20 protein-coding genes are annotated in these 25,152 nt (G+C 70.6%); 4 read left to right on the plus strand and 16 right to left on the minus strand.

Annotated elements, in window-relative coordinates:
- Nucleotides 1–138: 138 nt before the first annotated feature.
- From SALPAC2_RS0110520 to pepN, 6 genes are all read right to left on the minus strand, one after another.
- Nucleotides 139–999, minus strand: coding sequence for a DegV family protein (locus SALPAC2_RS0110520; protein WP_018216620.1), 861 nt, complete (start codon nt 997–999; stop codon nt 139–141).
- A 165-nt stretch (nt 1,000–1,164) separates the two neighbouring features.
- Nucleotides 1,165–1,743, minus strand: coding sequence for a hypothetical protein (locus SALPAC2_RS0110525; RefSeq protein ID WP_018216621.1), 579 nt, complete (start codon nt 1,741–1,743; stop codon nt 1,165–1,167).
- 383 nt (nt 1,744–2,126) lie between these two features.
- Nucleotides 2,127–2,759, minus strand: coding sequence for a histidine phosphatase family protein (locus SALPAC2_RS0110530; RefSeq protein WP_018216622.1), 633 nt, complete (start codon nt 2,757–2,759; stop codon nt 2,127–2,129).
- On the minus strand, nt 2,756–3,154 hold the full coding sequence (gene rsfS, locus SALPAC2_RS0110535; RefSeq protein WP_018216623.1) for a ribosome silencing factor: 399 nt from the start codon (nt 3,152–3,154) through the stop codon (nt 2,756–2,758). The genes SALPAC2_RS0110530 and rsfS overlap by 4 nt, the downstream gene beginning before the upstream one ends.
- 109 nt (nt 3,155–3,263) lie before the next feature.
- On the minus strand, nt 3,264–3,860 hold the full coding sequence (gene nadD, locus SALPAC2_RS0110540; RefSeq protein WP_018216624.1) for a nicotinate-nucleotide adenylyltransferase: 597 nt from the start codon (nt 3,858–3,860) through the stop codon (nt 3,264–3,266).
- A gap of 74 nt (nt 3,861–3,934) precedes the next feature.
- Nucleotides 3,935–6,448, minus strand: coding sequence for an aminopeptidase N (gene pepN, locus SALPAC2_RS0110545; protein WP_018216625.1), 2,514 nt, complete (start codon nt 6,446–6,448; stop codon nt 3,935–3,937).
- Nucleotides 6,449–6,514: 66 nt separating this feature from the next.
- Between pepN and SALPAC2_RS0110550 the strand changes: the two genes are divergently transcribed.
- Together SALPAC2_RS0110550 and SALPAC2_RS0110555 are read left to right on the plus strand one after the other, a co-directional pair.
- Nucleotides 6,515–6,733, plus strand: a complete 219-nt coding sequence (locus SALPAC2_RS0110550) for a DUF397 domain-containing protein (protein WP_018216626.1) — start codon at nt 6,515–6,517, stop codon at nt 6,731–6,733.
- Between the two features lie 211 nt (nt 6,734–6,944).
- Complete coding sequence (locus SALPAC2_RS0110555) at nt 6,945–7,415, plus strand: DUF4383 domain-containing protein (RefSeq protein WP_018216627.1); 471 nt, start codon at nt 6,945–6,947, stop codon at nt 7,413–7,415.
- 17 nt (nt 7,416–7,432) lie between these two features.
- Here SALPAC2_RS0110555 and obgE read toward each other — a convergent pair whose 3' ends face one another.
- The 6 genes from obgE to SALPAC2_RS0110585 form a co-directional block, all read right to left on the minus strand.
- Nucleotides 7,433–8,878 carry a GTPase ObgE gene (obgE, locus tag SALPAC2_RS0110560; protein ID WP_018216628.1) on the minus strand — a complete coding sequence of 482 codons (1,446 nt, stop codon included), beginning with the start codon at nt 8,876–8,878 and terminating at the stop codon, nt 7,433–7,435.
- A gap of 90 nt (nt 8,879–8,968) precedes the next feature.
- Nucleotides 8,969–9,223: a 50S ribosomal protein L27 gene (rpmA, locus tag SALPAC2_RS0110565; RefSeq protein ID WP_018216629.1), complete on the minus strand. Its 255-nt coding sequence runs from the start codon at nt 9,221–9,223 to the stop codon at nt 8,969–8,971.
- Between the two features lie 11 nt (nt 9,224–9,234).
- Entirely contained in the window at nt 9,235–9,549 is a 315-nt protein-coding gene (gene rplU / locus SALPAC2_RS0110570; RefSeq protein WP_018216630.1) for a 50S ribosomal protein L21, read from the minus strand.
- 264 nt (nt 9,550–9,813) lie between these two features.
- Complete coding sequence (locus tag SALPAC2_RS0110575) at nt 9,814–12,957, minus strand: Rne/Rng family ribonuclease (RefSeq protein ID WP_018216631.1); 3,144 nt, start codon at nt 12,955–12,957, stop codon at nt 9,814–9,816.
- A gap of 129 nt (nt 12,958–13,086) precedes the next feature.
- The gene (locus tag SALPAC2_RS0110580) at nt 13,087–13,812 is read right to left on the minus strand and encodes a TIGR03936 family radical SAM-associated protein (protein ID WP_080636906.1); all 726 of its coding nucleotides are present in this window, start codon (nt 13,810–13,812) and stop codon (nt 13,087–13,089) included.
- 106 nt (nt 13,813–13,918) lie between these two features.
- Nucleotides 13,919–15,904: a TIGR03960 family B12-binding radical SAM protein gene (locus tag SALPAC2_RS0110585; protein WP_018216633.1), complete on the minus strand. Its 1,986-nt coding sequence runs from the start codon at nt 15,902–15,904 to the stop codon at nt 13,919–13,921.
- Between the two features lie 101 nt (nt 15,905–16,005).
- On the opposite strand from SALPAC2_RS0110585, the gene SALPAC2_RS0110590 reads away from it, so the two are divergent.
- A complete protein-coding gene (locus SALPAC2_RS0110590) occupies nt 16,006–17,121 on the plus strand; it encodes a hypothetical protein (RefSeq protein ID WP_026184611.1) in 1,116 nt (371 codons plus the stop codon).
- A gap of 75 nt (nt 17,122–17,196) precedes the next feature.
- On the opposite strand, the gene SALPAC2_RS0110595 is transcribed toward SALPAC2_RS0110590, so the two are convergent.
- The 4 genes from SALPAC2_RS0110595 to ndk form a co-directional block, all read right to left on the minus strand.
- Complete coding sequence (locus SALPAC2_RS0110595; RefSeq protein ID WP_018216634.1) at nt 17,197–17,895, minus strand: lysophospholipid acyltransferase family protein; 699 nt, start codon at nt 17,893–17,895, stop codon at nt 17,197–17,199.
- A 191-nt stretch (nt 17,896–18,086) separates the two neighbouring features.
- Nucleotides 18,087–21,266, minus strand: coding sequence for an isoleucine--tRNA ligase (ileS, locus tag SALPAC2_RS0110600; RefSeq protein WP_018216635.1), 3,180 nt, complete (start codon nt 21,264–21,266; stop codon nt 18,087–18,089).
- 336 nt (nt 21,267–21,602) lie between these two features.
- Complete coding sequence (locus SALPAC2_RS0110605) at nt 21,603–23,165, minus strand: alkaline phosphatase D family protein (RefSeq protein ID WP_018216636.1); 1,563 nt, start codon at nt 23,163–23,165, stop codon at nt 21,603–21,605.
- Nucleotides 23,166–23,252: 87 nt separating this feature from the next.
- Nucleotides 23,253–23,678, minus strand: coding sequence for a nucleoside-diphosphate kinase (ndk, locus tag SALPAC2_RS0110610; protein WP_018216637.1), 426 nt, complete (start codon nt 23,676–23,678; stop codon nt 23,253–23,255).
- Nucleotides 23,679–23,820: 142 nt separating this feature from the next.
- Here ndk and SALPAC2_RS0110615 point away from each other — a divergent pair, with 142 nt between their 5' ends.
- Nucleotides 23,821–25,146 carry a VOC family protein gene (locus tag SALPAC2_RS0110615; protein ID WP_018216638.1) on the plus strand — a complete coding sequence of 442 codons (1,326 nt, stop codon included), beginning with the start codon at nt 23,821–23,823 and terminating at the stop codon, nt 25,144–25,146.
- Nucleotides 25,147–25,152 lie beyond the last annotated feature (6 nt).

The raw sequence follows: 25,152 nt of genomic DNA on the forward strand, positions 1-25,152 counted from the left end.
GAGCGCGCCTGTGGACAGCCCCCTGACCATGGTCCTTGGTGTGCTAGCGATCGCGCCTCCAACAGCCGTTCCGCCGGAGCGGGCAGCAGCGGCCGGGCGTGATGCGCCCGGTACCAGCCGGAACGGCAGCGTGCCGGATCAGCCGTCGGTAGGCGGACGGCGGTGCACGACCACGCCGGCCAGGCCGGGCCCCGCATGCGCCGCGACCACCGCACCGGCCTCGGAGACGTACGTGCTCCGCAGGCGGTCACCGAACCGCGCCGCCAACGCCACCTGGAGTGCCTCGACGCGTTGCGGCGCGGCGAGGTGATGCAGAGCCAGGTCAACGTCGGCATCCCCGGCGGCCTCGACAGCGAGGTCCACCAGCCGGGCGATGCCCCGGCTGGCGGTACGTACCCGGTCCCGGAGAACGATCACGCCGTCCCGCATGTGCATGATCGGCTTTACCGAGAGAGCGGTGCCGAGCAGCGCCGAGGCGGCGTTGATCCGCCCGCCCCGACGGAGGAACTCCAGCGTGTCGACGTAAAAGTAGATGGTGGTCCGCGCTGCGGCCTGCTGGGCGGCAGCGTGAACCGCGGCCAGGTCGGCGCCGGTTGCCGCGGCTTCGGCTGCGGCAACCGCGGGGAATCCGATGCCCATGCCGCAGGAGCGGCTGTCCACCACCGCCACCCGGTCACCGAACTCCACGGCGGCTAGGCGCGCGGACTCAACCGTGCCGGAAAGCCCCGCGGACAGGTGCACCGAGACGATGCCGTCGGCGCCGCCGTCGAGAATCCGGCGGTACGTGCGCACAAACTGCGCTGGGGCCGGCCGGGAGGTACTGACTGACACCCGCCGTCCGCTCAATGCCTGGGTAGCGTCAGCGGGAAAGGTCTCCACCCCCTCGCGCCCTTCCACGCCGTTGAGGATGACGGTCAGGGGCACCACCGTCAGCTGGTTACTGGCCAGCAGCCCAGCGGGAAGGTAGGCGGTGGAGTCGGTGACAACCGCAATGGGCATGCCGGAACGCTAACCGATGCTGACCGGCGCCGCAGAGGCAGAATCAGGTCAGAAACCGCCGAAGGCGCTGTTGGCCGGCACCCGGTTTCGGGTGCCGGCCAACAGTTTCTTTCCCCCTTGTGTGGCTCAGGTCTGCGGGTGGGGGGTTTGTGGTGTGCGGTGGGGTCAGCTGGTCCAGTGCTCGGCGACGAGGTCGGCGGCCTGGGTTTCCCACTGGGCGTAGTGGAACGGGAACGCCGACACCTGGACCTTCTGGGCGGCTTCGGTCAGGGGCAGTTCCTGCCAGCCCTCGACCTGCTTCAAACCCTTGAGGAAGGCGGTGGTGGAGTACTCGGGGTCGGTGATCTGCTCCACGCTGCCCCAACCGGAGGAGGGGCGCTGCTGGAACAGGCCCTGCGAGTCGTGGTCGTTCCGCTCACCCAGGTGTCCCAGGTTCTCCAGCTTCGACTCCTGCAAGCTGGTGCCGATGGCCACGACGGCGGCGCGCTCGTCCATGCCGGCCTTCTTGGTGGCCTCGATGATGGCCTTCACGTTGCCGGTCTGCTCGTCGCCCAGGTCGATGCGCGACTGCTCACCCTGGGTGCCGTGCGGGATCAGCGTGTCCATGTCCGGCTTGTCGGCCCGCACCGCAGCCGCCGCTGCGGGGGTGGTGTCGGTCAGGGTGGCCAGGGGGCCGGCGACGACACCGGTGGACAGGGCCAGACCAGCGATACCAAGGACACTACGACGCAGAATCGTGTTCATGGGGGTTGCTCCATTCGGGGGTCGACACCCCACACGCCCGAAAAAGGGGGATCAGGCGGCAAAGAGGGGGTGCAAGCACCGTCCGGCGCTCAAAGAAAAGAAAGAAGAGGGGGTCGGCGACCGCGGGCCGCACAGGGGGCACACGCTCGGCGCCGGGTCCAGATGTAACGACCGACCGGCCACCAGCATTCCCGGCGACCCGCACCCGGTGTCACCCGCCCGAGCGGGCCACCTCCACGGCCGTACGCAGGGTGTAACGCCCCCACGCCCGCCGAGATTCCACCACCACCGTGACCCCGACCACACCCCAAACCGGCATAGGCCAGATTTTCAAGCCTAAACCGAGTGAGCGGCCACAAACCGGATGGCCGCTTTCGGAGCCGCTACCAGTGGCCAGCAGTGGATTCGGCGTCATAGCGGGGCCCGATGTTGTGTGCCCGCAGGCGCCAACCCCGCTGTTCGTCGTGCCACAGCTCGGTCCAGTGGCAGTTGCTCAGCGAGTCGATCGTACGCTGCACGGCAGGCTCCCAGCCCAGTAGCTGACCGATGCCCTGACGGGCGGCACCAGCATGGGTGGCGACCACCGCCGTCCCACCGGGGACGGTATCGGCGGCCTCCTGGAACGCGACGCCCAGCCGCTTACCGACGTCGTCCAAGGTCTCGATGCCAGCTCCTGGATCTGGGTCACCAGCTCGCCAGCGGGCGTACTCCTCCGGGTACTGTTCGGCCGCCTCGGTGAGCCGCAGCCCCTGCCAGGGCCCAAAGTGCCGCTCCCGCAGCCGTACGTCGGTGTGGACCGGCAGCCCGGTCAGCGCGGCCAGAGCGGCGGCCGTGTCCGCTGCCCGCTGCAGGTCACTGGCGAAGATCGCGTCGGGGTGGAACCCGGCAAGCAGCTGGGCGGCAGTGCGGGCCTGCTCCCGACCGAGGTCGTTCAGACCGATGTCGGTCTGCCCCTGCACCCGACCGCTGGCGTTCCAGTCGGTGTTGCCGTGCCGCCAGACGATCAGCCGAGTCATTCGGCGGCGCCGGGCTCAGCGGCGGCGAGGTCGCGGTCAACGAAGGGAATCTGCGGGCAGTCCTTCCAGAGCCGGTCCAACGCGTAGAACTCGCGCTCCTCGGTGTGCTGGACGTGCACGACGATATCCACGTAGTCGAGCAGCACCCAACGACCGCCTCGCTCCCCCTCGCGCCGGACCGGCTTGGCCTTCTCCGGCAGCTGGAGCAGGCGCTCCTCGATTGCGTCAACGATGGCGAGCACCTGACGCTCGTTTGGGGCGGCGGCGAGCAGGAACGCGTCGGTGATGGCGAGCTGATCACCCACATCAATGATGACGATGTCCTGCGCCCTCTTGTCGGCGGCGGCCTGGGCGGCTGCGGTCGCCAGCTCGTGTGCGCGTTCGGAAACTGTCACCGTTCTCCTTCGATCATGCGTGCGACCCCTTAAGCGTCTCACATGAAAGCACGACACGGCCGGTCGGTTACGGCGCATTCGGGCGGAAAGGGCCGCAGAACAGGATGGATCACTGCTGGTAGAGCCGCCGCTTTGCGATGTACTGCACCACACCGTCGGGCACCAGGTACCACAACGGCTGGCCGTGGGAGACCCGGACCCGGCAGTCGGTGGAGGAGATCGCCATCGCGGGCACCTGCACCAGGCTCACCGTGTCGGCGGGCAGGTGCGCGTTGGACAACCTGAAGCCGGGCCGGGTCACGCCGATGAAGTGCGCCAACTCGAAGGCCTCGTCCAGATCCTTCCAGGAAAGGATCTTCGCCAGGGCGTCCGCGCCGGTGATGAAGAAGAGCTGCACCTTGGCGCCGTACACGGCCCGCAGATCACGCAGCGTGTCGATGGTGTAGGTGGGACCATCACGGTCGATGTCGACCCGACTGACCTGGAAGCCAGGGTTGGAGGCGGTGGCGATGACCGTCATCAGGTATCGGTCCTCCGCCGGGCTGACCGGCTCGTCCTCCTTCTGCCACGGCTGCCCGGTGGGGACGAAGATCACCTCGTCCAGCCCGAACCGGTCGGCCACCTCGCTCGCTGCGACCAGGTGCCCGTGGTGGATCGGGTCAAACGTGCCGCCCATGATCCCGACCCGCCGGATGTCTTCCTCCACTCCGCGATCTTAAGCCGAGCACACCGCCAGCGCCGGCACCACCCCGGCTTCCCCACCGGCCGGGCCCACGCTCCTCAGGCGCCCACCGCCGCGACGGCGGTCCGGGCGACCAGCGCCCGGCGCATGTCGTCGTCCGCGTCGATCAGTGTCCGACGAAGGCCCCGGGTGAGATCCCCCCGGGTGAGCAGCTCCGCGACGCCCTCCCGGGTGCTCTGCGCGACCGCGTAGCGCGGAAACGCCCGCTCCGCGATCCGCCCAGCCACCCACGGGGTACGCAACCGCGAGGCGACCGGCATGTCGGCAAGGTACCGCCCCACGTACGGGGCGGTCAGCGTCGCCTGCTCCGGCTGCCAGAAGCCCTTCGCGGTAGCCTCAACCAGGCGGTTGGAGCACTCTGTGTCCGCCACGATGATCTCCCAGGCAGCCTCTTTGGCAGCCGGGTCGGGCAGGGCCGCGCGACAGCGGGCGGCCCGCTCGGCCCCGGTGGCGCTCGGGTCGGCTGCCGCCTCGGCGGCGATCTCCGCCACACCGGCCCCACCCAGCGCCACCAGCCGCCCCAGCACCGCCCACCGCAGCTCCGCGTCGATCGCGAGCCCCGGTGGCCTGCCCTGGCCGGCCAGCCAACCGGTCAGTCGGTCCACGTCGTCGGTCGCGGCGACCCATCCTCGGGCCGCGGCGAGCTGAAGCGAACCACCGGTCGGCGCGGTGTCGAGCAGCTGCCCGGTGGCGACGGCGACCTGGGCCAGGGCCGCCTCGCGGTCGCGGGGGGTGAGGTAGCGGTTGATCAGCGATTGGCTGATCGCGACCACATCCTCGACGATCACCACCTCGGTCTCGGCCGGCAGTGCGGCGGTGATCAGCTGCACCAAGTCCATCACCGGCCGCTCCCCATCGGTGACGGCGTCCAGCTCAGCTCCCCAGAGCAGCGCCCGCGCGAGCGAGTCGGTCAGGCGGGGCAACAACAGCGGTACCGCGTCCGCCGAGGCCGGATCCAGTCGGATCTTGGCGTAGGTCAGGTCGCCGGCGTTCGGCAGCAGCAGCTGGGCGCCCACCTGCCCGGCCAGGTCCGTGAGCACCGTGCGACCGCCGTCGACGGAAGGTTCAAGATCCACCAGACGGTGCTGCACGGTGCCGTCAGCGGCGTACCGGGCGACGCCGACCCGGTGCGGGCGCAGCACCGGGTGGGACTCCGGCCCGCTCTGCACCAGGGTCACCTCGGTGTATCGGCCATCGGCATCGAGCGATACCTCCGCCCGCAGCGTGTTGACCTGCGCGGTACGCAGCCAGGACCGGGCCCAGCCGGTCAGATCACGCCCGCTGGCCGCGGTCAGGCTGGCCAGCAGGTCCGCCAGGGTCGCGTTGCCGAACTGGTGCTCGGCGAAGTACGCGTTGAGCCCGGCCAGGAAGTCGTCGTCGCCGAGCCAGGCCACGAGCTGGCGCAGCACCGCGGCGCCCTTCGCGTACGAGATGCCGTCGAAGTTGAGCATGGCCTGGGCGGCGTCGGTCACCTCCGCCGGGGCGACCGGGTGGGTCGACGGACGCTGGTCGGCCGCGTACCCCCAGATCTTGCGCCGCATCGCGAAGCTCGTCCAACCGCGATCGAAGCGGGTGGCCTCCGCGGTCACGCGAATGGCCAGGTACTCGGCGAACGACTCGTTCAACCACAGGTCGTCCCACCACCGCATGGTGACCAGGTCCCCGAACCACATGTGCGCCATCTCGTGCGCGATGGTGCTGGCCCGCCACTCGCGCTCGCTCTCGGTGACCGCGGACCGGAAGACATAGTCATCCCGGATGGTCACCAGCCCTGGATTCTCCATCGCCCCGGCATTGAACTCCGGTACGAACACCTGGTCGTACTTGCCGAACGGGTACCGCTGCGCGAAGAGCTGGTGATACCGGTCCAGACACTGCTTCGTGACCGTGAGGATCTCGTCGACCTCCGCGTCCAGGTGCGTCGCGAGCGACCGACGACACCAGACGCCGAGCGGAATGCCGTCATGCTCGTCCCGGTGGACGTACCAGGGCCCGGCGATCAACGAGACCATGTACGTGGCCAGCGGTTCGGTCGGGGCGAACTCCCACCGCCCTGGACGCGGCGAGGCAGCCAGTGCGCCGTTCGCGGCGACGGTCCAGTGCTCGGGGGCGGTCACCGAGAGGGTGACCGGGGCCTTGAGGTCGGGTTGGTCGAAGGCGGCGAAGATGCGCTGGGCATGGTCGAGGAAGGACATGGCGTACAGGTAGGTCTCCCCGTCGGCCGGGTCGACAAAGCGGTGCATCCCCTCAGCGGTGTTGGTGTACGCCATCTCCGCCTCGACCGTCAGCGTGTTCCGCTCGGCGAGGCCGGTCAGCGGCAGCCGGTTGTCGACCAGCAGGGCGGGGTCAAGGTCGGTGTCGTTGATCCGGACCGAGCGCAGCCGCTGCGGCTGGCACTCGACGAACGTCCGGGATCCGGGGGTCGCCCTAAACCGGATGGTGACCTGCGAACGAAACCCTTCCTCGCCGGTCACGTCGAGGTCCACCTGATAGGACTCGATGGAAATCACAGCGGCGCGCGCGGTCGCCTCTACGCGGGTAAGGCTCGGCATCCGCTTATCCTGCCCGATGGAACAATACAAATTTGCCCCCAACCCACGGCACTGGAGGACTGCACCATGACGACGCACCCCAAAGGCGACTTCGATGTCTCGCGGGCCGTCTGGCAGCGAGCCGAGGGCGACACCTCCGAGGCCGCCGTCGAGGTCGCGTTCGTCGACGACCTGATCGGCATGCGGAACTCCGCCGAGCCGGACGGGCCGGTACTCGTGTTCACCCAGGCCGAGTGGGACGCCTTCGTCGCTGGCGCCCAGGACGGCGAGTTCGACCTGGACTGATCAGCTGGACCGCCTCGACCTGGATCGACGGTCCGGGTCGAGGCGGTGCGTCCGCCCCCTTCGCCCGCACCCCCGGGTTCCGGCCGGCCACCGGTGTGATCCACCGTTTGGCTGCGGAGTCCGCTGGTGGGACCGGACAATGATGGACTGTCGGGTCGGGGGCGAGCCCGCGCCACGGCGCCATGGGCCGCGGATCGACGGAGGTGCAGGCATGGCAGAGCAGCCACGAGCGCGGTCGCGGACCGGGCTCCAGGTCGCGGCCCTCGCGGTGGCGGTAATTCTCCTCCTACTGGGAGTGCTCGGGTTCGTGCCCGGGATCACCACCGACTATGCCGAGCTGCGGTTCGCCGGGCCAGACTCCGAAGCACAGCTGTTTGGCCTGTTCCAGGTTTCTTTCCTGCACAACATCCTGCTTTTGGGCTCCGGCCTCGCCGGCCTGCTGCTGGCCCGCCGGGTAGGCGGGGCACGGGTCTTCCTCACCGTGGGTGGTGCGCTCACCCTCGCCCTGTGGATCTATGGACTCATGATCGACCGGTCCAGCTCGGCGAACGTGATCCCGGTGAACGACGCCGACAACTTTCTACACCTCGGGCTCGGCTTCGCGATGCTCGTGCTCGGCCTGCTCCTGTCCAACCAGAAAGGCACCGGGGGCCGGCTCGACACTCCCCTGGACCGGCCCTGAACAGCCGGTACGGTCGGTCACTCCGCGTCGTCGCCGACCGGCTCGCCGGATTCGGCCTCGTCCTCCGGGCGCTGCCGCCGGGCCTTGCGGGCCGCCAGCCGCTCGGCGGCCGACGGCCGCTCCGACTGCTCCGCCATCCGCTGGTCACCACCGCGTATGCCGGGGACAAACTCGGTGTACAGCGTCGGCTGCCAGTCGAACTCACGTTCGCCGATGCGGACCAGGTCGCCCGCCTGCGCACCGGCCTTGCCGAGCTTCTCCTCGACGCCGAGCCGGGCCAGTCGGTCAGCCAGGTAGCCGACCGCCTCCTCGTTATCGAAGTTCGTCTGCCGGACCCACCGTTCCGGGCGGGTGCCCCGCACCACCCAGGCACCGCCCGGCGCAGCCTCCACGGAGAAGCCCGCGTCGTCGACCGCCTTGGGCCGGATCACGATCCGGGCGGGCTCCGCCGGCGGTGCGGCCGCACGCGCCGCCGTCACCAGTTCACCCATGGCGTACATCAGGTCCTTGAGCCCGGCCCGGGTGGCCGCCGAGACCTCGAAGACGCGGAAGCCGCGGGCCTCCAGCTCCGGCCGGACGATCTCGGCCAGGTCCCGCCCGTCCGGCACGTCGACCTTGTTGAGCGCGACCAGGCGCGGCCGATCAGCCAGCCCACCGTACGCGGCCAGCTCCGCCTCGAGGGCGTCGATGTCGGCCACCGGGTCGCGCTCCGTCTCCAGGGCCGCGGTGTCGACGACGTGCACGAGCACCGCACAGCGCTCGATGTGCCGCAGGAACTCCAGGCCGAGCCCCTTGCCGGTGGCCGCGCCCGGAATCAGGCCGGGTACGTCCGCGACGGTGAAGGTGTGGTTGTCCGCCCGGACCACGCCGAGGTTCGGTACCAGGGTGGTGAACGGGTAGTCGGCGATCTTCGGCTTCGCGGCCGACATCACCGAGATCAGCGATGACTTGCCCGCGGACGGATAGCCGACCAGGCCGATGTCGGCGACGCTCTTCAGCTCCAGCACCATGTCCATCTGGTCGCCGGGCTCGCCCAGCTCGGCGAAGCCCGGCGCCTTGCGGCGGGCGTTGGCCAGCGAGGCGTTACCCCGGCCACCGCGCCCGCCCCGGGCAGCCTCGAAGGTCGTCCCGGCACCCACCAGGTCGGCGAGGACCGTACCGTCGGTGGTCTGCACGACAGTGCCGTTGGGAACCTTGAGGACCAGGTCGGCACCGTTCGCGCCGTCCCGGTTCGAGCCGGCCCCGCCCCGACCGTTGGCGGCCTTGACGTGCGGGCGGAAGTGGAAGTCGAGCAGCGTGTGCACCTGCGGATCAACCACCAGTGAGACGCTGCCGCCGTGCCCGCCGTTGCCCCCGTCCGGGCCGCCGAAGGGCTTGAACTTCTCCCGGTGGACCGAGACACAGCCGTGCCCGCCGTCGCCGGCTTGCAGGTGTAGGACGACCCGGTCAACGAACGTCGTCACGCCACCAATCCTTCCAGCGGGGGTCGTACGGAGCAAAAGAAAAGCCGAAGCGGGCCGGGACACCAGGTCCGCGGCCCGCTTCGCCGGAGCCTACTGCTGCGGAACGATGCTGACGGTCTTGCGACCGCGCTTGGTACCGAACTGAACCGAGCCGGTGGCCAGCGCGAAGAGCGTGTCGTCCCCGCCCCGGCCGACCAGGTCACCCGGGTGGAACTTGGTGCCACGCTGGCGGATGATGATCTCGCCCGCGCTAACGAGCTGACCACCGAAGCGCTTCACGCCGAGCCGCTGGGCCGCAGACTCACGACCGTTACGCGAGCTGGACGCACCCTTTTTGTGAGCCATTGGAGGACGACCTACTTCCCGCTGGAGATGCCGGTCACCTTTACCTGGGTCAACGGCTGACGGTGACCCTGGCGCTTGTGGTAGCCGGTCTTGTTCTTGAACTTGTGGATCCGGATCTTCGGGCCCTTGGTGTGCGCGGCGATCTCACCGGACACCTCGACCGTGGCAAGCTTCGCCGCGTCGGTCACCAGGTCGTCACCGTCGACGAGGAGCACCGCGGCAAGCTGCACCGCGTCACCGGGGGCACCGGCGAGCTTCTCGACCTCGATCACGTCGCCCTCGGCGACCTTGTACTGCTTGCCGCCGGTCTTGACGATCGCGTACATCGGAGGCGGACTCCCTGTCGTTGAGGCTGCTGGCGGTCGTTCCCACGGCGGCTCGCCGGATGACACAAGGCACGGCGGCGCGGGCACGCGGGAGGTCGGCACACCAAAGTGCGCCGCCGGCAAGCGTACGCCATGGTCCGGAGCTCCCCCAAACCGGCCGGCCGAAACGCCCAACCCTACCCGGCATGAGGGTGCGCCGACCGGACCCGCGGGGCGGTTTCCGGTCGGCGCGGCAAAGCCGTCAGGGGCGGGTACGGCGCGCCCTCAGGGGCGGGTACGGCGTCGCGCACCGCCCCGGCGGGAGCGCCGCCGGGCCGCGGTTTCGGGCTCCTCGCCGTCCTCGCCGCCCACCGCGTCCGGGTCGTCGGGCGCCGCGAGCCGCGCCATGTCGCCGCTCTGGCTCGCTACCGCGCTCGGGGCAGCCGGTGTTTCCACCTCATATCGGGACAGGTCATAGCCCATCGTGTCGTAATAGTCAGCACCGGACGTCGTGGCGGCGGCCTCCGGGGTGGTGGTACCGGCACCCCGCGCCTCCTCGCTCTCGGCCACGGTCCGCTCGACGGCGGAAGTCCCCTTCCGCGCCCGCCGGCGGGACGACCCGCCCGACTCGGCCGGCGCCACCGCCTTGACCTTCTCTGGGCTGCCGCCCGCACGTGGCTTCTCCGGCACCGGCTCGGTGTGCAGGATCAACCCACGACCCTTGCAGCACTCACAGGTCTCGCTGAACGCCTCCAGCAGGCCGGCACCGATCCGCTTCCGGGTCATCTGCACCAGACCAAGCGAGGTGATCTCCGTCACCTGATGCTTGGTGCGGTCCCGCCCCAGGCACTCGGTCAACCGACGCAGCACCAACTCCCGGTTCGACTCCAGGACCATGTCGATGAAGTCGATGACCACGATGCCACCGATGTCCCGCAGCCGCAGCTGCCGGACGATCTCCTCGGCGGCTTCCAGGTTGTTCCGGGTAACCGTCTCCTCCAGGTTCCCGCCGGCACCGGTGTACTTACCGGTGTTCACGTCCACCACGGTCATCGCCTCAGTACGGTCGATCACCAGGTGCCCACCGGAGGGGAGGAAGACCTTGCGGTCCAGACCCTTCAAAATCTGCTCGTCGATCCGGTACTCGGTGAAGACGTCCACGGTGCCGACATGCCGGCGCAGCCGGGCGACCAGGTCCGGCGAGACGTGCGACAGGTACGACTCAACCAGGGCGTACGCGCTCTCACCCTCAATCACCAGCTCCCGGAAGTCCTCGTTGAAGAGGTCCCGGACAACCCGGATGACCAGATCTGGCTCCTCGTAGAGCAGTACCGGCGCACCGCCTCGGCCCGCCTTCGCCTGGATGTCCTCCCACTGCGCCTGCAACCGCTTGACATCCCGCGCCAGCTCGTCCTCGGTGGCCCCCTCGGCGGCGGTACGGACGATCACGCCCGCTCCCTCCGGAACCAGCTTCTTCAGCGCGTCCCGCAGGCGCTTGCGTTCGTTGTCCGGCAGCTTGCGGCTGATCCCGGAGGCGTTGCCGCCCGGCACGTAGACGAGGTGCCGGCCGGAGAGCGCCACATGGCTGGTCAGCCGCGCGCCCTTGTGTCCGATCGGATCCTTGGTGACCTGCACCAGGACCGAATCACCGGACTTGAGGGCCTGCTCGATCGAGCGGGCCCGCCCTTCCAGCCCGGTGGCGTCCCAGTTGACCTCACCCGCGTACAGCACGGCGTTGCGGCCACGCCCAATGTCGACGAACGCCGCCTCCATGCTGGGCAGGACGTTCTGCACCTTGCCCAGATAGACATTGCCGGCCATGGTGACCGACGAGTTACGGGTGACGTAGTGCTCGACCAGCACCCCGTCCTCCAGTACGGCGATCTGCGTCCGGTCGCCCCGCTGCCGGACCGCCATCACCCGGTCCACCGCCTCCCGGCGGGCCAGGAACTCTGCCTCGCTGAGGATCGGCGGCCGGGTCCGACGCTGCTCGCGGCCGTCCCGGCGGCGCTGGCGCTTGGCCTCCAGCCGGGTCGAGCCGGAGACGCCCTGTACCTCGTCAACGGTGCGACGCGGCTCCCGGATCTTGACGACCGTGGGCACCCCGTCCTCTGCGGCGGCCTCCACGTCTCCGGCGCCACGCCGGCGCCGACGACGGCGGCGGCGGGTCAGTCCGTCGCCGCCTCCGGCCTCGGCCTCGTCGTCCTCCTCGGCCTCCTGCTCCACCGCCTCGGTCTGAACAGCGGCCTCCTCGGCCTCCTGCTCCTCGACCTCGTCGGCGCCCCCCTTGCCCCGACCACGCCCGCGACGACCCCGCCGACGGCGGCGCCGGCCATTGAGGATGTCGTCCTCGTCCTCGCCCTCGGGGATCTCCCCGGCCGTCTCCCCAGCCGCCTCGACCTCCTCGGTCTTCCGGTCCTCCCCGGGCTCGACGGCCTCGACGGCCTCGGCCTCCGCGGTCGACTCGCCGCTGCGGCGGCCCCGCCGGCGGCGCCGCGACGTCTCGACCGGCTCCTCCGCGGCCGGTTCGGTGGCGGCCGGCGCCTCGGCGGCCCGGGCCGGCGCCGGCTCCTCGGGCAACGGAGCCATGAACAGCACTGTTGGGGCGGAGAGCCGGGCGCGTCGACCACGGGCCGGGCGCTCCGACTCGACCGGGTCGGCTACCGCCACCCCGGGCGGCACCTCCCCCACCGCGGCACCGCCGGGTGGAGTTGACTCGGTCTGCTCCTCCTCAGGCGCGGCAACCGGTTCGGGCGCCGCTGGCTCAACCGGAGCGCCAGTCGGCTCGACCGGAGCAATCGGGTCTACCGGAGCGCCAGTCGGCTCGACCGGAGCAATCGGGTCAACCGGAGCAGCGTCCTCGGCCGGAGCAGCCGAGTCAGCCGGCGTGGAGGTGGGCTCGACCGGCGCGGGGGCGGCCTTCTTGCGGCGGGTCCGCGTCGCCTTCACCGGCCGCGCGGTGCCCGCCGCCGCCTCCTCCTGCTCGCCGGAGGCCGGCACCGGCTCCGCCGGCGCCTTGGCCGTCGTAGCCTTCCGCCGACGACGCGTCGCCTTCGTCGGCGGCTCGCCGTCGCCCGCGATCGGGGCAAGCACCTCGGCCTGGGGCGCCTCGCCCGCCCCCGGCACGGCGGCGCTACCCGCCTCGATCGGCGCCTCACTCTGTTCCGGCCGGTTGACCGGGGTCACCCGCTTCCGGCTGACCCGCTTGCGGGCCCGAGTCGCCGGCTCGGCAGCGCCGGTACCCACCGCCTCGCTCGTCGTTGGGCCGACCGACTCCGGGTTGTCCCCGGCGGGTTCCCGGGCAGCCCGGTCGCCCTTCTCCGACGTGGTGCTCGCGGCGGCGACACTGTCGCCAACACGGTGTTCGGCGGTCTCGCCATCCGGGTGGAAGCCGGTGCGTTCGCCGCCCTCGGGCTCGTTCTCGAGCATGGACGTCTCCAGTTCTGGCTACCCCGGGCGCGGGTGAGCGCTGCCACGCAGGGTCGCCGCAAAAGGTGTTTCCGCCAGTCGCGATCGACGCGACCGGCGAAGTCTGCCTAGCCAGACACCGACCGTCGGTCAGCGTCCACCGATAACTGCCCCGTCGCGGCCCGCGTCCAACGGATCCGCGATCGCACCCTGCGTGGTCAGCGTGCCCTGAGCCAGCCGGGTCACCCGCGGCGACACCGGCGGCTCCAGGTCGGCCACCACGCGGAGGCCGGAAAGGACGTCATCGGGTCGAACAGCGGGAGTGACCTGCCGCACGACCAGCTCGAGTATCGCACACGGTACTGTCACGGCCTCGGAAGGTGTCTCATCCGGCATGATCACATTGACATCGATGACAGCCGCCCGAGCGTCGAAGGTCCGCCGGCCCTGCTTGGTCATCCGCTCGACGAAGACCTCGTCCGCAGCGGTGAAGGCGGCCACCGCCGCGCGCAGCACATCCGGGTCCACCTCCGGCAACTCGATCCGCCAGTGCGCCGCCTCGATCCGGTCGACCAGGCTGCCGCCGGTCGCCACCACCGCATCCAGCACGTCGAGTCCGGGCGAGAGGGCCGCGTCCAGCGCAGCCCGCAACGCCGCCGGGTCGACCGACTCCCGCAACCCGATCTCCAGGTACTCGGCCTCGCTCGCCACGCCGGTCGGCGCGGCGCTGGCATAGGAGATCTTCGGGTGCGGGGTGAAGCCCTGGGAGTACGCCATCGGTACGCCGGCCCGACGCAGCGCCCGCTCGAAGGCGCGCGCGAAGTCTCGGTGCGAGGTGAACCGCAGTGGCCCCCGCTTGGCGTACCGGAGGCGAATCCGCTGGACGACCGGCGCCTGCCCGCCCTCCGGCTGTCGTTTCCTACTGATCGTTGCGCTCCTCGGTTTCAGGCCGACGACGGTCGCCGGTCCCCGGGACCTACTGCTACTGCTGGGCGTCGCTGGGGACCCGCAGTCCGTTGACCGGGGTCAACGGGAGCAGTTTCCTACCCGTCGGGCCGATCTGGATCTCGGTGTCCATGGCCGGGCAGACACCGCAGTCGAAGCACGGCGTCCACCGGCAGTCGTCCTGCTCGTACTCGCCCAGGGCGTCCTGCCAGTCCTGCCAGAGCCAGTCCTTGTCCAGGCCCGAGTCCAGGTGGTCCCAGGGTAGGACCTCCAGCTCGTCGCGCTCCCGGGTGGTGTACCAGTCGAGGTCGACGCCGAAGTTGGGCAGCACCTCCGCGGCGGCCTCCACCCAACGCTGGTACGAGAAGTGCTCGCTCCAGCCGTCGAACCGGCCGCCGTTTTCCCAGACCCGCCGGATGACCGCGCTGACCCGGCGGTCACCGCGGGACAGTAGGCCTTCGATCAACGACGGCTCGCCGTCGTGGTAGCGGAAGCCGATCGCCCGGCCCAGCGAGCGATCCGCGTTGACGGCCTGCTTGAGCAGCCGCAGCCGGTTGTCGATGACCTCCGGCCGGGCCATCTCGGCCCACTGGAACGGGGTGTGGGGCTTCGGCACGAACCCGCCGATGGAGACCGTGCAGCGGATGTCCCGGCTGCCGGTCGCCGCACGGCCGGCCCGGATAACCTCGTGCGCCATCGCCGCGATCTCGAGGACGTCCTCGTCGGTTTCGGTCGGCAGGCCGCACATGAAGTAGAGCTTCACCTGCCGCCAGCCGTTGGTGTAGGCGGTGACCACGGTCCGGATGAGGTCTTCCTTCGACACCATCTTGTTGATCACCTTGCGAATCCGCTCCGACCCGCCCTCCGGGGCGAAGGTCAGACCGGTCCGCCGGCCGTTGCGGGCCAACTCCTGCGCCAGATCGATGTTGAACGCGTCCACCCGGGTGGAGGGCAGCGAGAGCGACACGTTGGTGCCCTCGTACTGCTGGGCTAGGCCGGAGCACATGTCGCCGATCTCCGAGTGGTCGGCCGAGGAGAGCGAGAGCAGGCCCACCTCGTGGAAGCCGGAGAACTCCAGCCCCTCCCGTACCATCTGCCCCACCGTGGTGATCGAGCGTTCCCGCACCGGACGGGTGATCATGCCGGCCTGGCAGAACCGGCAGCCCCGGGTGCAGCCCCGGAAGATCTCCACCGCGTACCGCTCGTGGACCGTCTCCGCCAGTGGCACGAGCGGCTTCTTCGGGTACGGCCACGCGTCCAGGTCCATCGTCGTGCGCTTGTGCACCCGAAACGGCACGTCCGGGCGGTTCGGCACGACCCGCTGAATTCGACCGTCGGGCAGGTAGTCCACGTCGTAGAAGCGCGGCACGTAGATGCTCTCGGTGCGGGCGAGCCGCAGCAGCAGCTCGTCCCGACCGCCGGGAGAACCCTCGGCCTTCCACTCCCGAACGATCGTGGTGATCTCCAGGACCGCCTCCTCGCCGTCACCGAGCACCGCGGCGTCAACAAAGGCGGCGATCGGTTCCGGGTTGAACGCGGCGTGGCCACCGGCGACGACCACCGGGTCGGCGTCGCTACGGTCGGCGGCCAGGAGCGGAATTCCCGCCAGGTCGATCGCGGTGAGCAGGTTCGTGTAGCCCAGCTCGGTGGCGAAGGAGACACCGAAGACGTCGAAGTCCCGCACCGGGCGGTGCGCGTCAATGGTGAACTGCGGCACCTCGTGGGCGCGCATCAACCGCTCCAGGTCCGGCCAGACCGCGTACGTCCGCTCGGCGAGTACGTCGGGCTGCTCGTTGAGCACCTCGTACAGGATCTGCACGCCCTGGTTAGGCAGGCCCACCTCGTACGCGTCGGGGTACATCAGGGCCCAGCGCACGGCGGCCGTGTCCCAGTCCTTGACCACCGCCCCCAACTCACCGCCGACGTACTGGATGGGCTTGGCGACCTGGGGCAGCAACGGTTCCAGCCGGGGCCACACGGAGTTGGCCACGGCGCTGCGCGGCGTGGTGGACGGGGCACTCATGATGCTCAAGGGTACGCGCCCGACGACGAGACCAACGGCGGCGGCTCACGGACGCGGGTACGTCGGTACTAGCCTCGGGTCGCCGAGAGGAGATTGACACGATGCCGGAGCCGACCAACGCCGAACCGGACGGCCCGACCCGTACCCAGCGGTTCCCTGCCGACGGGAGCGCCCCACCACCGGCTCCCGCCGGGAGCGGGTCCGCTGCCGCGCCACTGCCACGCCGCCGGCCCCGGGAGGAGTCGATCGAGCCCGCTGCGGCAGAAGTGCGCACCGAAGCACCGGAGGACCGAACCCCGGTTGATCCGTGGGCCGGCACCGACACCACCGGATGGGACCTGCTCTCCATCGAGCTGCCGCCGACCCCACCGACCTCACCGGCCCCATTCCCGTCGCCGGCCCCACCAGCCCCGCTCCCGTCGTCGGCCCCACCGGCCCCGCCCGCCCCGCTCCCGTCGTCAGCCCCGCGACAGCCGTCCGCCGCCGGCCCGGCGGCCGCAGCGTCGCCGCCGACCGGGTACGCGGCCGTTCCCGCAGCCGCCCCGGCTCCCCCCGGCCATCCCGCCCCAGCTCACAACAGTCACCCGACCCCACGACCCGCCGGCGCCGCCAGTCCACCAGCACCCGGTGGGCCGACGTCGAAGCCAACCGGCGCGGCACCGAGCCGCAACCGCCGGAAGTGGCCCTGGGCGCTGCTGTTCGTCATCGCGTGCTGCTGCGGCGGCCCGGCCTACTGGGCGACACCGGTGCTCAACCAGTTCCCGGCGCACGCCACCCTCCCGACCGCGTTCGGGGACCTGCACCTACGCGAGGACCACGGCAGCAGGCAGACCGCGGCGGAATTGGCGCGGCAGATGGACGAGGCGCACTGGACGGCCAGCGATACCTTCGCCGGCATTTACCGCACCGGCGCCGGCAAGCAGGTGACGGTCTTCGGTGGCACCGGCCTCTGGCTCGCGCCGAAGTCGACAGCGGAAGCCGAGATGGAGCGGCTCACCGGCCAGTACGCGCTCGGCCCGTCGCAGGCCGTCGGGACCGGGGTCCGCAGCCGGCACGGACGATGTGCTCTTGGTCACGACGACGGCACCGACGTCGTGGTCTGCACCTCCGTTGACCACGGCAGCATCGCCACCGCGGTCTTCACCCGGCTCTCGGTGCCGGACAGCGCCACCCTGCTCGACGCCCTACGGAAGCAGATCGTTGTCCAGTCGGACTGACCTCTCCGGTGTCCGTTCCCGCGACTCGGCCCGGCGGGGTCAACCAGCCGGGGCTTCCGCTCCTTCGGCGTCGGTTCAGACCGGGCCCGATTCCCCGTCCGCCGGCGGACGTCCACGTGCCGGCGCGTACCGCGGGACATATTCCTGACCGGTGAGCTTCTGAATCTCGCTCATCACCTCATCGGTCATGACCCGCAGCGAGCTGCGGTCGTCCGACCGCCCGGTGAAGTCCAACGGCTTGCCGAACCGAACGGTGATCCGCCCGGTGAAGGGACGGGGTACCCGCGCACCGATTGGCTGTACCTTATCGGTGCCGATCATGCCGACCGGGATGATCGGCACCCCCGCCGACACCGCGAGCCGGACCGCACCGGTACGTCCACGGTAGAGCCGCCCGTCCGGGGAGCGGGTCCCCTCCGGGTAGACGACGACGAGGTCACCGGAGCGGAGCGCGGGGATGGCCGCGTCGAAGGCGGACAGCGCCGCGCGCCCGCCGCCCCGCTCGACCGGGATGGCACCGAGACCGGTGAGCACGAACTTGGAGAACCGCCCCTTCAGCCCGGCGCCCTTGAAGTACTCGGACTTGGCCCAGAAGGCCAGGTGCCGGGGGACCGTCGTGCCGAGGAAGAGCTCGTCGGCGACCGAGAGGTGATTGCCAGCGAAGATCGCGCCGCCGGTCTCCGGCACGTGCTCCAGCCCTTCCACGGTCGGACGGAAGCCCAACCGAAGCGCGGGCCCCAAGGTGAGCTTGCCGATGGTGTAGAGCAGCGGCACTGGTCCTCCGGCAGGTCGAATGCGGGCACAGGGGCGGTGTCACGGTAGCGGACCCCCACCAGGCACCCCGCGCGAGGTGCAGCGGGTCCGCTGACCGAGTGACCAATTTTGAGATCAACTTGGCCGGGCGGGGTGCGGAAGGACACGCTCGGGCCGCCGGCTACGGCCCGAGCGTGTCCTTCCGCACTCTCCTAAACCTGGCGGACGGTCACCGCAACCTGTTCACCGTCGCCCACCTCACCGGTGAACCCGGACAGCCCCGGGACGAGCTCCACCGAATCGGCCAGCACCTCCCGGGCCACCACCTCGCGGTACGTGGAGACGGCCGCCCACACCTGCTCGGACGCGGCGAGCGCGACCACGATCCGGTCAGAGACATCCAGGTCGGCGTCCCGGCGGGCCTGCTGCACCACCCGGATCACATCCCGGGCCAGCCCTTCGGCAGCCAGCTCCGGGGTGACCTCGGTGTCCAGGACGACCACGCCCTCACCACCGGGCAGCGGCGCCGACTGCTCGGCGTCGGCGGCGACCAGCCGCAGCTCGTACTCGCCCTCGGCGAGGGTGACCCCGGCGGCGACCGGTGCGCCGTTGACCAGCTCCCACTCACCGGCCTTGACCGCCCTGATCACCTGCTGGACCGCCTTACCGACCCGCGGGCCGAGGGCCCGCGGCACCACCGTCAACACCTGCTCGCAGTAGCTGCCCAGTTCGTCGGTGAACTCGACCCGCTTCACGTTGACCTCGTCGGCGACCAGGTCGGCGAAGGGCCGCAGCGCGGCGGCGGCCGGCGTGGCGACGGTCAGCACCGACAGCGGCAGCCGTACCCGCAGCCCCCGGGCCTTACGCAGGGACAACGCCGCCGAGGCGACCCCCCGCACGGCGTCCATCGCGGCGACCAGGTCGTGGTCGGCGGGGAACTCCTCCGCCGCCGGCCAGTCCGTCAGGTGCACCGAACGCTCACCGGTCAGGCCCCGCCAGATCTCCTCGGCCGTCAGCGGCGCCAGCGGTGCGACCACGCGGCAGAGCGTCTCCAACACCGTCCACAAGGTGCCGAAGGCGTCCTCGTCGCCGGACCAGAACCGGTCCCGCGAACGGCGCACGTACCAGTTGGTCAACGCGTCCAGGTAGGACCGGACGGTGGCGCAGGCACCGGAGATGTCGTACCCGTCCAGCTGTGCCTGCACCGTCGAGACCAGCTCGTTCGTCTTCGCCAGCACGTACCGGTCGAGCAGGTGCGCCGAGGCGGTGCTCCGCCGCGCCTGACGCCCGTCGGCGTTGGCGTAGAGCGAGAAGAAATACCAGACGTTCCAGAGCGGCAGCAGCACCTGCCGGACCGCGTCCCGGATGCCGGCCTCGTGCACCGCCATGTCACCACCGCGCAGCACCGGGGAGGACATCAGCATCCAGCGCATCGCGTCCGAGCCGTAGGTGTCAAAGATGTGATAAACATCCGGATAATTACGCAGGCTCTTGGACATCTTGCGCCCATCCGACCCGAGCAGGATGCCGTGGCTCAGGCAGTTGCGGAAGGCGGGCCGGTCAAACAGCGCCGTGGCGAGCACGTGCATCGTGTAGAACCAGCCGCGGGTCTGCCCGATGTACTCGACGATGAAGTCACCCGGGTAGTGGGACTCGAACCAGTCGGCGTTCTCGAACGGGTAGTGCACCTGGGCGAACGGCATCGCACCGGACTCGAACCAGCAGTCCAGCACCTCCGGGACCCGGCGCATCATGGACTTCCCGGTCGGGTCGTCCGGGTTGGGCCGGACCAGCTCATCCACCGCCGGCCGGTGCAGGTCGGTTAGGCGTACGCCGAAGTCCCGCTCCAACTCGGCGAGGGAGCCGTAGACGTCCACCCGCGGATAGGCCGGGTCGTCGGACCTCCACACCGGGATCGGCGAGCCCCAGAACCGGTTCCGGCTGATCGACCAGTCCCGGGCATTGGCCAGCCACTTGCCGAACGAACCGTCCTTGATGTGCCCCGGAGTCCAGTTGATCTGCTGGTTGAGCTCGACCATCCGATCCTTGAACCGGGTCACCGCGACGAACCAGGACGACACCGCCTTGTAGACCAGCGGGGTGTCGCAGCGCCAACAGTGTGGGTACGCGTGGGTGTAGGTGTCCTGCCGGAGCACCACGCCCCGTTCCTTCAGCTCCCGGATCACCCGCTTGTTGACGTCGAAGACCTGCTCCCCCTGGTACGGCGGGACCAGCGCGGTGAACCGGGTCCGGTCATCCACCGTGACCACGGTCGGGATGCCGGCGGCGTTACAGGTGTTCTGGTCGTCCTCGCCGAACGCCGGCGCCAGGTGCACGATCCCGGTGCCGTCCTCGGTGGTCACGAAGTCCGCGCCGAGCACCTGGTACGCGTGCTCCCCCGCCGGCTCGACCAGGAAGTCGTACAGCGGGGTGTACCGGCGCCCGACCAGGTCCCGGCCGTACACGGTGCCGACCTGCCGGTAGCCCTCCAGTTCCTTGGCGTACGCGGCGACCCGGGCGGCGCCCACCACGTAGCGCTGCCCGTCCCGCTCCAGCACCGCGTACTCGATGTCCGGGCCGACGGCGAGCGCCAGGTTGGACGGCAGCGTCCACGGCGTGGTGGTCCAGACCCCCAGCGCGACGGCGCCACGCAGCAGCTCCGGCGCGCTGGAGTCCGGGGTGAGCGTCAACCACACGCTGAGCGTCGGGTCGTGCCGGTCCCGGTAGACGTCATCCATCCGGGTCTCGGTGTTCGACAGCGGCGTCTCGCACCGCCAGCAGTACGCGAGCACCCGGAAACCCTCGTAGACCAGGCCCTTGTCGTGCAGGCTCTTGAAGGCCCACAGGACGCTCTCCATGTAGTCCAGGTCCAGCGTCTTGTAGTCACTGGAGAAATCCACCCAGCGGGCCTGACGGGTGACGTAACGCTCCCAGTCCTGGGTGAACTCCAGCACCGAGCTCCGGCATGCCTCGTTGAACCGGTCCACGCCCAGGTCGAGGATCTCCGCCTTGCTGGTGATGCCGAGCTGCTTCTCGGCGACCACCTCGGCGGGCAGGCCGTGGCAGTCCCAGCCGAACCGACGCTCCACCCGCCGGCCACGCATGGTCTGGTAGCGCGGCACCACGTCCTTGACGTAGCCGGTGAAGAGGTGGCCGTAGTGCGGCAGGCCGTTGGCGAACGGCGGGCCGTCGTAGAAGACGTACTCGTTGTCGGCGGGGGCGCCGTCGGCGACGACGCCCTTCGCGGAGCGGCGGGAGGCCGGCCGGGCTTCGACGGATGCCTCGAAGGTCTTGTCGGCCGTCCAGTGCTCCAGAACCCGACGCTCGATCGCGGGCAGGTCCGGGCTCGCGGGGACTCCGGTCGCGGTCGGGTCATGCAACGGATAGGCCATCGGCGGGTCGCGCTCCTTCGCAGCTCACTCTTCGTGGGTCTGCGAGGACGAACCCGCTCCGGACGCCGTCGGCGCGCCGGGGCTGGGCCCGCGGTACCACCCCGCTTGGCAGCCAGGATCGACCGCCCGCTCGTTGGCCGGCTGTGACGGGCCGGACCCGTCCGGTTCTACTCGGGCGCGGCGGCCCTTTCTTCCGGAGGCTCACCGGTGATAGCCGGATCGTCGCCATGTGGTCGCCAACCCTACCCGACCCCGGGCAGAGATCGCCGCCCACTTTCCCACCGCCGGACCGGCCGATCACGAAGCTCCGAGCAGCTCGGTGATCGGCCGGCGTGGTCACCGCGGAGCGGAGAGCGTCGTGCTCCAGAGCGAGTTGCCGGTGCGGTCCCGCAGGTGGACCGTGCAGGCACCGCTGTCGGCGTCGATCCGCACCTCGCCGAAGTGCTGGAAACCCACCGCGGGGCTGGTGTTCCCGCTGGGCGGCGCGTTGACGAAGACCGCCTGCGGGCCGAACGTGCCGTCCAGCCGGTTGGGGCCGAAGGCGCCGGCGTGCGCCGGGCCGGAGACGAACTCCCAGAACGGCGTGAAGTCCCCGATCGCCGCGCGGGCGGGGTCATAGTGGTGGGCGGCGGTGTAGTGGACGTCGGCGGTGAGGAAGAAGATGCCGGTCACCCCGGCGCGATGGGCCGCCCGGAGCACCTCAGCGAACTCCAACTCCCGGCCCGCCGGCACCCCCGGGTCGCCCTGCGCCACCCCCTCCTGGGCCGACCCGTCCGGCACCACCAGCCCGAGCGGCAGGTCGGCGGCGATCACCTTCCACGTCGCCCGGGAGCGGGTCAGCTCACGGATCAGCCACTCCCGCTGCTCCCGGCCGAGCAGCCCCCGGTCCGGGTCCGGGTAGGTGTTCCCGTCGTTCGGGTCCTTGTGCGTCCGCATGTCCAGCACGAAGACGTCCAACAACGGCCCGTACGGCAGCCGCCGGTAGCGGGGTCCCTGGATCGGGGTCGGCAACCACTCGTCGAACGCCTGCCGGGCGCGGGCCGCAAGCACGTCGACCCGCTTCTCCGTGTACCGGTCATCGGTCAGCACCTCGCCCGGGTACCAGTTGTTCGTCACCTCGTGGTCGTCCCACTGGTTGACCTGCGGCACCTCGGCCGCGAACGCCCGCAGGTGCTCGTCGAGCAGGTTGTACGCGTACTGCCCCCGGAACTCCGCCAGGGTCTCGGCGACCTTGCTCTTCTCCGGGGTGACGAGGTTCCGCCAGACCCGCCCGTCCGGCAGCGACACCGTCTCGGGCAGCGGGTTGTCGGCGTACACCGTGTCGCCGCTACAGAGGAAGAAGTCGGGTTCGGCGGCGCGCATGGCGGCGAAGATGGACATTCCACCGAAGTCGGGGGCGATGCCCCAGCCCTGCCCCGCGATATCTGCGGTCCAGACGAACCGGATGTCGCGCCGCGAGCGGGGACCGGGGGCGGTCCGCAGGGAGCCGGTCAGCGGCTCGCTGCACAACCCGGGCCGGTCCAGGCTCTCCGCCCGGACCCGGTAGTACCAGCGCTCACCGGCCGGCAACCCGCGCAGCCGTACCTTGCCGGTGAAGTCCCCGGTCGGGTCTAGGACCGGCCCGCGCAGCCGCCGGGCGTCCCGCAGGTCCGGCCGGCGGCCCACCTCCACCAGCATCCGGCCGGGCCGATCAGCCCGGGTCCACACCACCGCCGACTCGGCGGAGACGCCGCCGCTCTGCACCCCGTGCGTCAGAACGGGACGACCGGCGGGGCGCCAACCCGCGGCGACGGGCCCGGCGGCGCCGCTGGCGGCACCCCCTAGGAGCGCTCCGCCAGCGGCTCCGGCACCCACGGCAAGGCCGGTCCGCAGGAGCGTACGTCGATCAAACTCGGTCATGGTTCCTCCCGGATCGGGGACTTACCCCACCGGTCTACCGAGCCGACATGACCTTTCCCCGCGGTCCAGATGGCCAACCTGGGAACATCAGACCAGCTCCGGGAACCAGAGCCCAATCTCGCGCTTCGCGCTGTCGACGGAGTCGGAGGCGTGCACCAGGTTCTCCCGGTTCGACAGCGACAGGTCGCCCCGGATGGTGCCGGCAGCGGCCCGCCGGCCGTCGGTGGCGCCGAGCATGCCCCGCACCACCTCGATGACCTGGTCGCCCGAGAGCACGAGCGCGACCAGTGGGCCGCTGGTCATGAAGGTCTTCAGCGGCGGGTAGAAGGGTTTGTTGACGTGCTCGGCGTAGTGCTGATCGGCGAAGTCCTCGTCCAGCGTCCGCTGCACCATCGCGTCGAGCCGCAGGCCCTTACCCTCGAATCGGGAGAGAATCTCGCCGACCAGCCCGCGGCGAACCGCGTCGGGCTTGATCAATACGAGCGTACGCTCCTCGGGACTGCTGCTGGACACGCTGTTCCTCCTGTACACCGAAGGCGACCGGGCTGGGTACGGTCAGCGTATCGGCCCGGTCTCGGCGCCGGCGCGGCGGTCGGTCTTTCCCCCGACGGGCGAGCCGGCCTAGCCTGACCCCTACCCCCCCAGGAGGTCCACAGTGGCGAATGGCGGTAGCCGCCCGATCGCGCCGGTCCGCAAGCTGGTCGGCGCGGCGCTGGGCACGGTGGCTACGTTCGTGGTCTTGTTCGGCCTGGGCATGCCGAGTTGGTCGATCGTGGCGCTCGGCGGCGCCATCCTGGTGCTGGCGGTCGCCCTCGCCACGGTTCGCGCCGGCGGACGCACCTGGGTCATCGGTGAAGGGACCGTGCACACCGTCTCCGAACCACCGACCCAGTACGCGTTCGGCCGCTGCGAGCTGCAGCTCTTCATCGACGCACCCGGGCTACCACCGCGATCCAAGAAGATCATCGAGCCGCGGGTGCCGGTCGCCAAGTGGCCGGCGCCGGGCCAGACCCTACCGATCCGGGTGGCGCTCGACGACCAGCGGCACGTTCGCGTCCTCTGGGACGAGGTGCTCACCCACACCGAAGCCGCGCGGGTCAGCGGGGCGGACCTGCCCCCGCACTACCCGGACCCGGACCTACCGGAAGAAGAGCTACTGATCCAGCAGGAGGCACCGCCGTGGGCCGGCCGGGCAGCCGACGACGAGTTCCGGGACCCGTACGGCGACCCGGTCCCGCCGCCGACCGAGCCCAGCACGGTCGTCGTCCACCAAGTCCCCGGCGGCCCGCCGGTTCTGGACGGGGAACTGGTCAACCCGCCCGCCCCAGGTGACCTACCGCGGCGCGCCGCGCCGAGCCCTCGGTCTCCCGCCGAACAACGATTCGACGCATCGACCGAGGCGACCCCGTTCCCGGCGGCGCCATTCGGGACCCCGTCCACCGCTCGCCCGACCGCCGAAGCGCCCGGACCGACAGCCGAGGGGTTCCGGGTTCCTGCCCCGGCAGACCCGATCGACCTGCCCCTGGACGACCCGATGCCGCCGTACGCCGAGGAACCGGTGATCCCCGACCTGGACGAGGCGATCTTCGGGGAGCCCGCCGGTGACCCGCCGATCGCCGGGGTGGGGTTCACCCTGCTCGTCACCAACCTGACGCGGTCGCTCACCTTCTATCAGGACCTCGGCTTCACCGAGGTTGACCAGGGCTCCGGGAACGCGGTGCTCGCCTCCGGGGCGACCCGCCTGGTGCTCCGGGAGGCCACCGAGGCCGTCCCCGTCAGCCGTCGACTCGTACATCTCAACCTTGAGGTGGACGACATCGAGGAGGCGTACACGCGGCTGCGCGAATCCGGCGTCCGCTTCACCTATCCACCGCGGGTCGTCAACCGCGGGTCGAAGCTGGAGGTGTGGGCGGCCGCCTTCCGCGACCCGGACGGGCACGGCATCGCCCTCACCCAGTGGCGGGAACGCGCCGAGGCCTGAGTGGGC

The sequence above is a fragment of the Salinispora vitiensis genome, from assembly GCF_000378825.1.
GTDB lineage: Bacteria > Actinomycetota > Actinomycetes > Mycobacteriales > Micromonosporaceae > Micromonospora > Micromonospora vitiensis.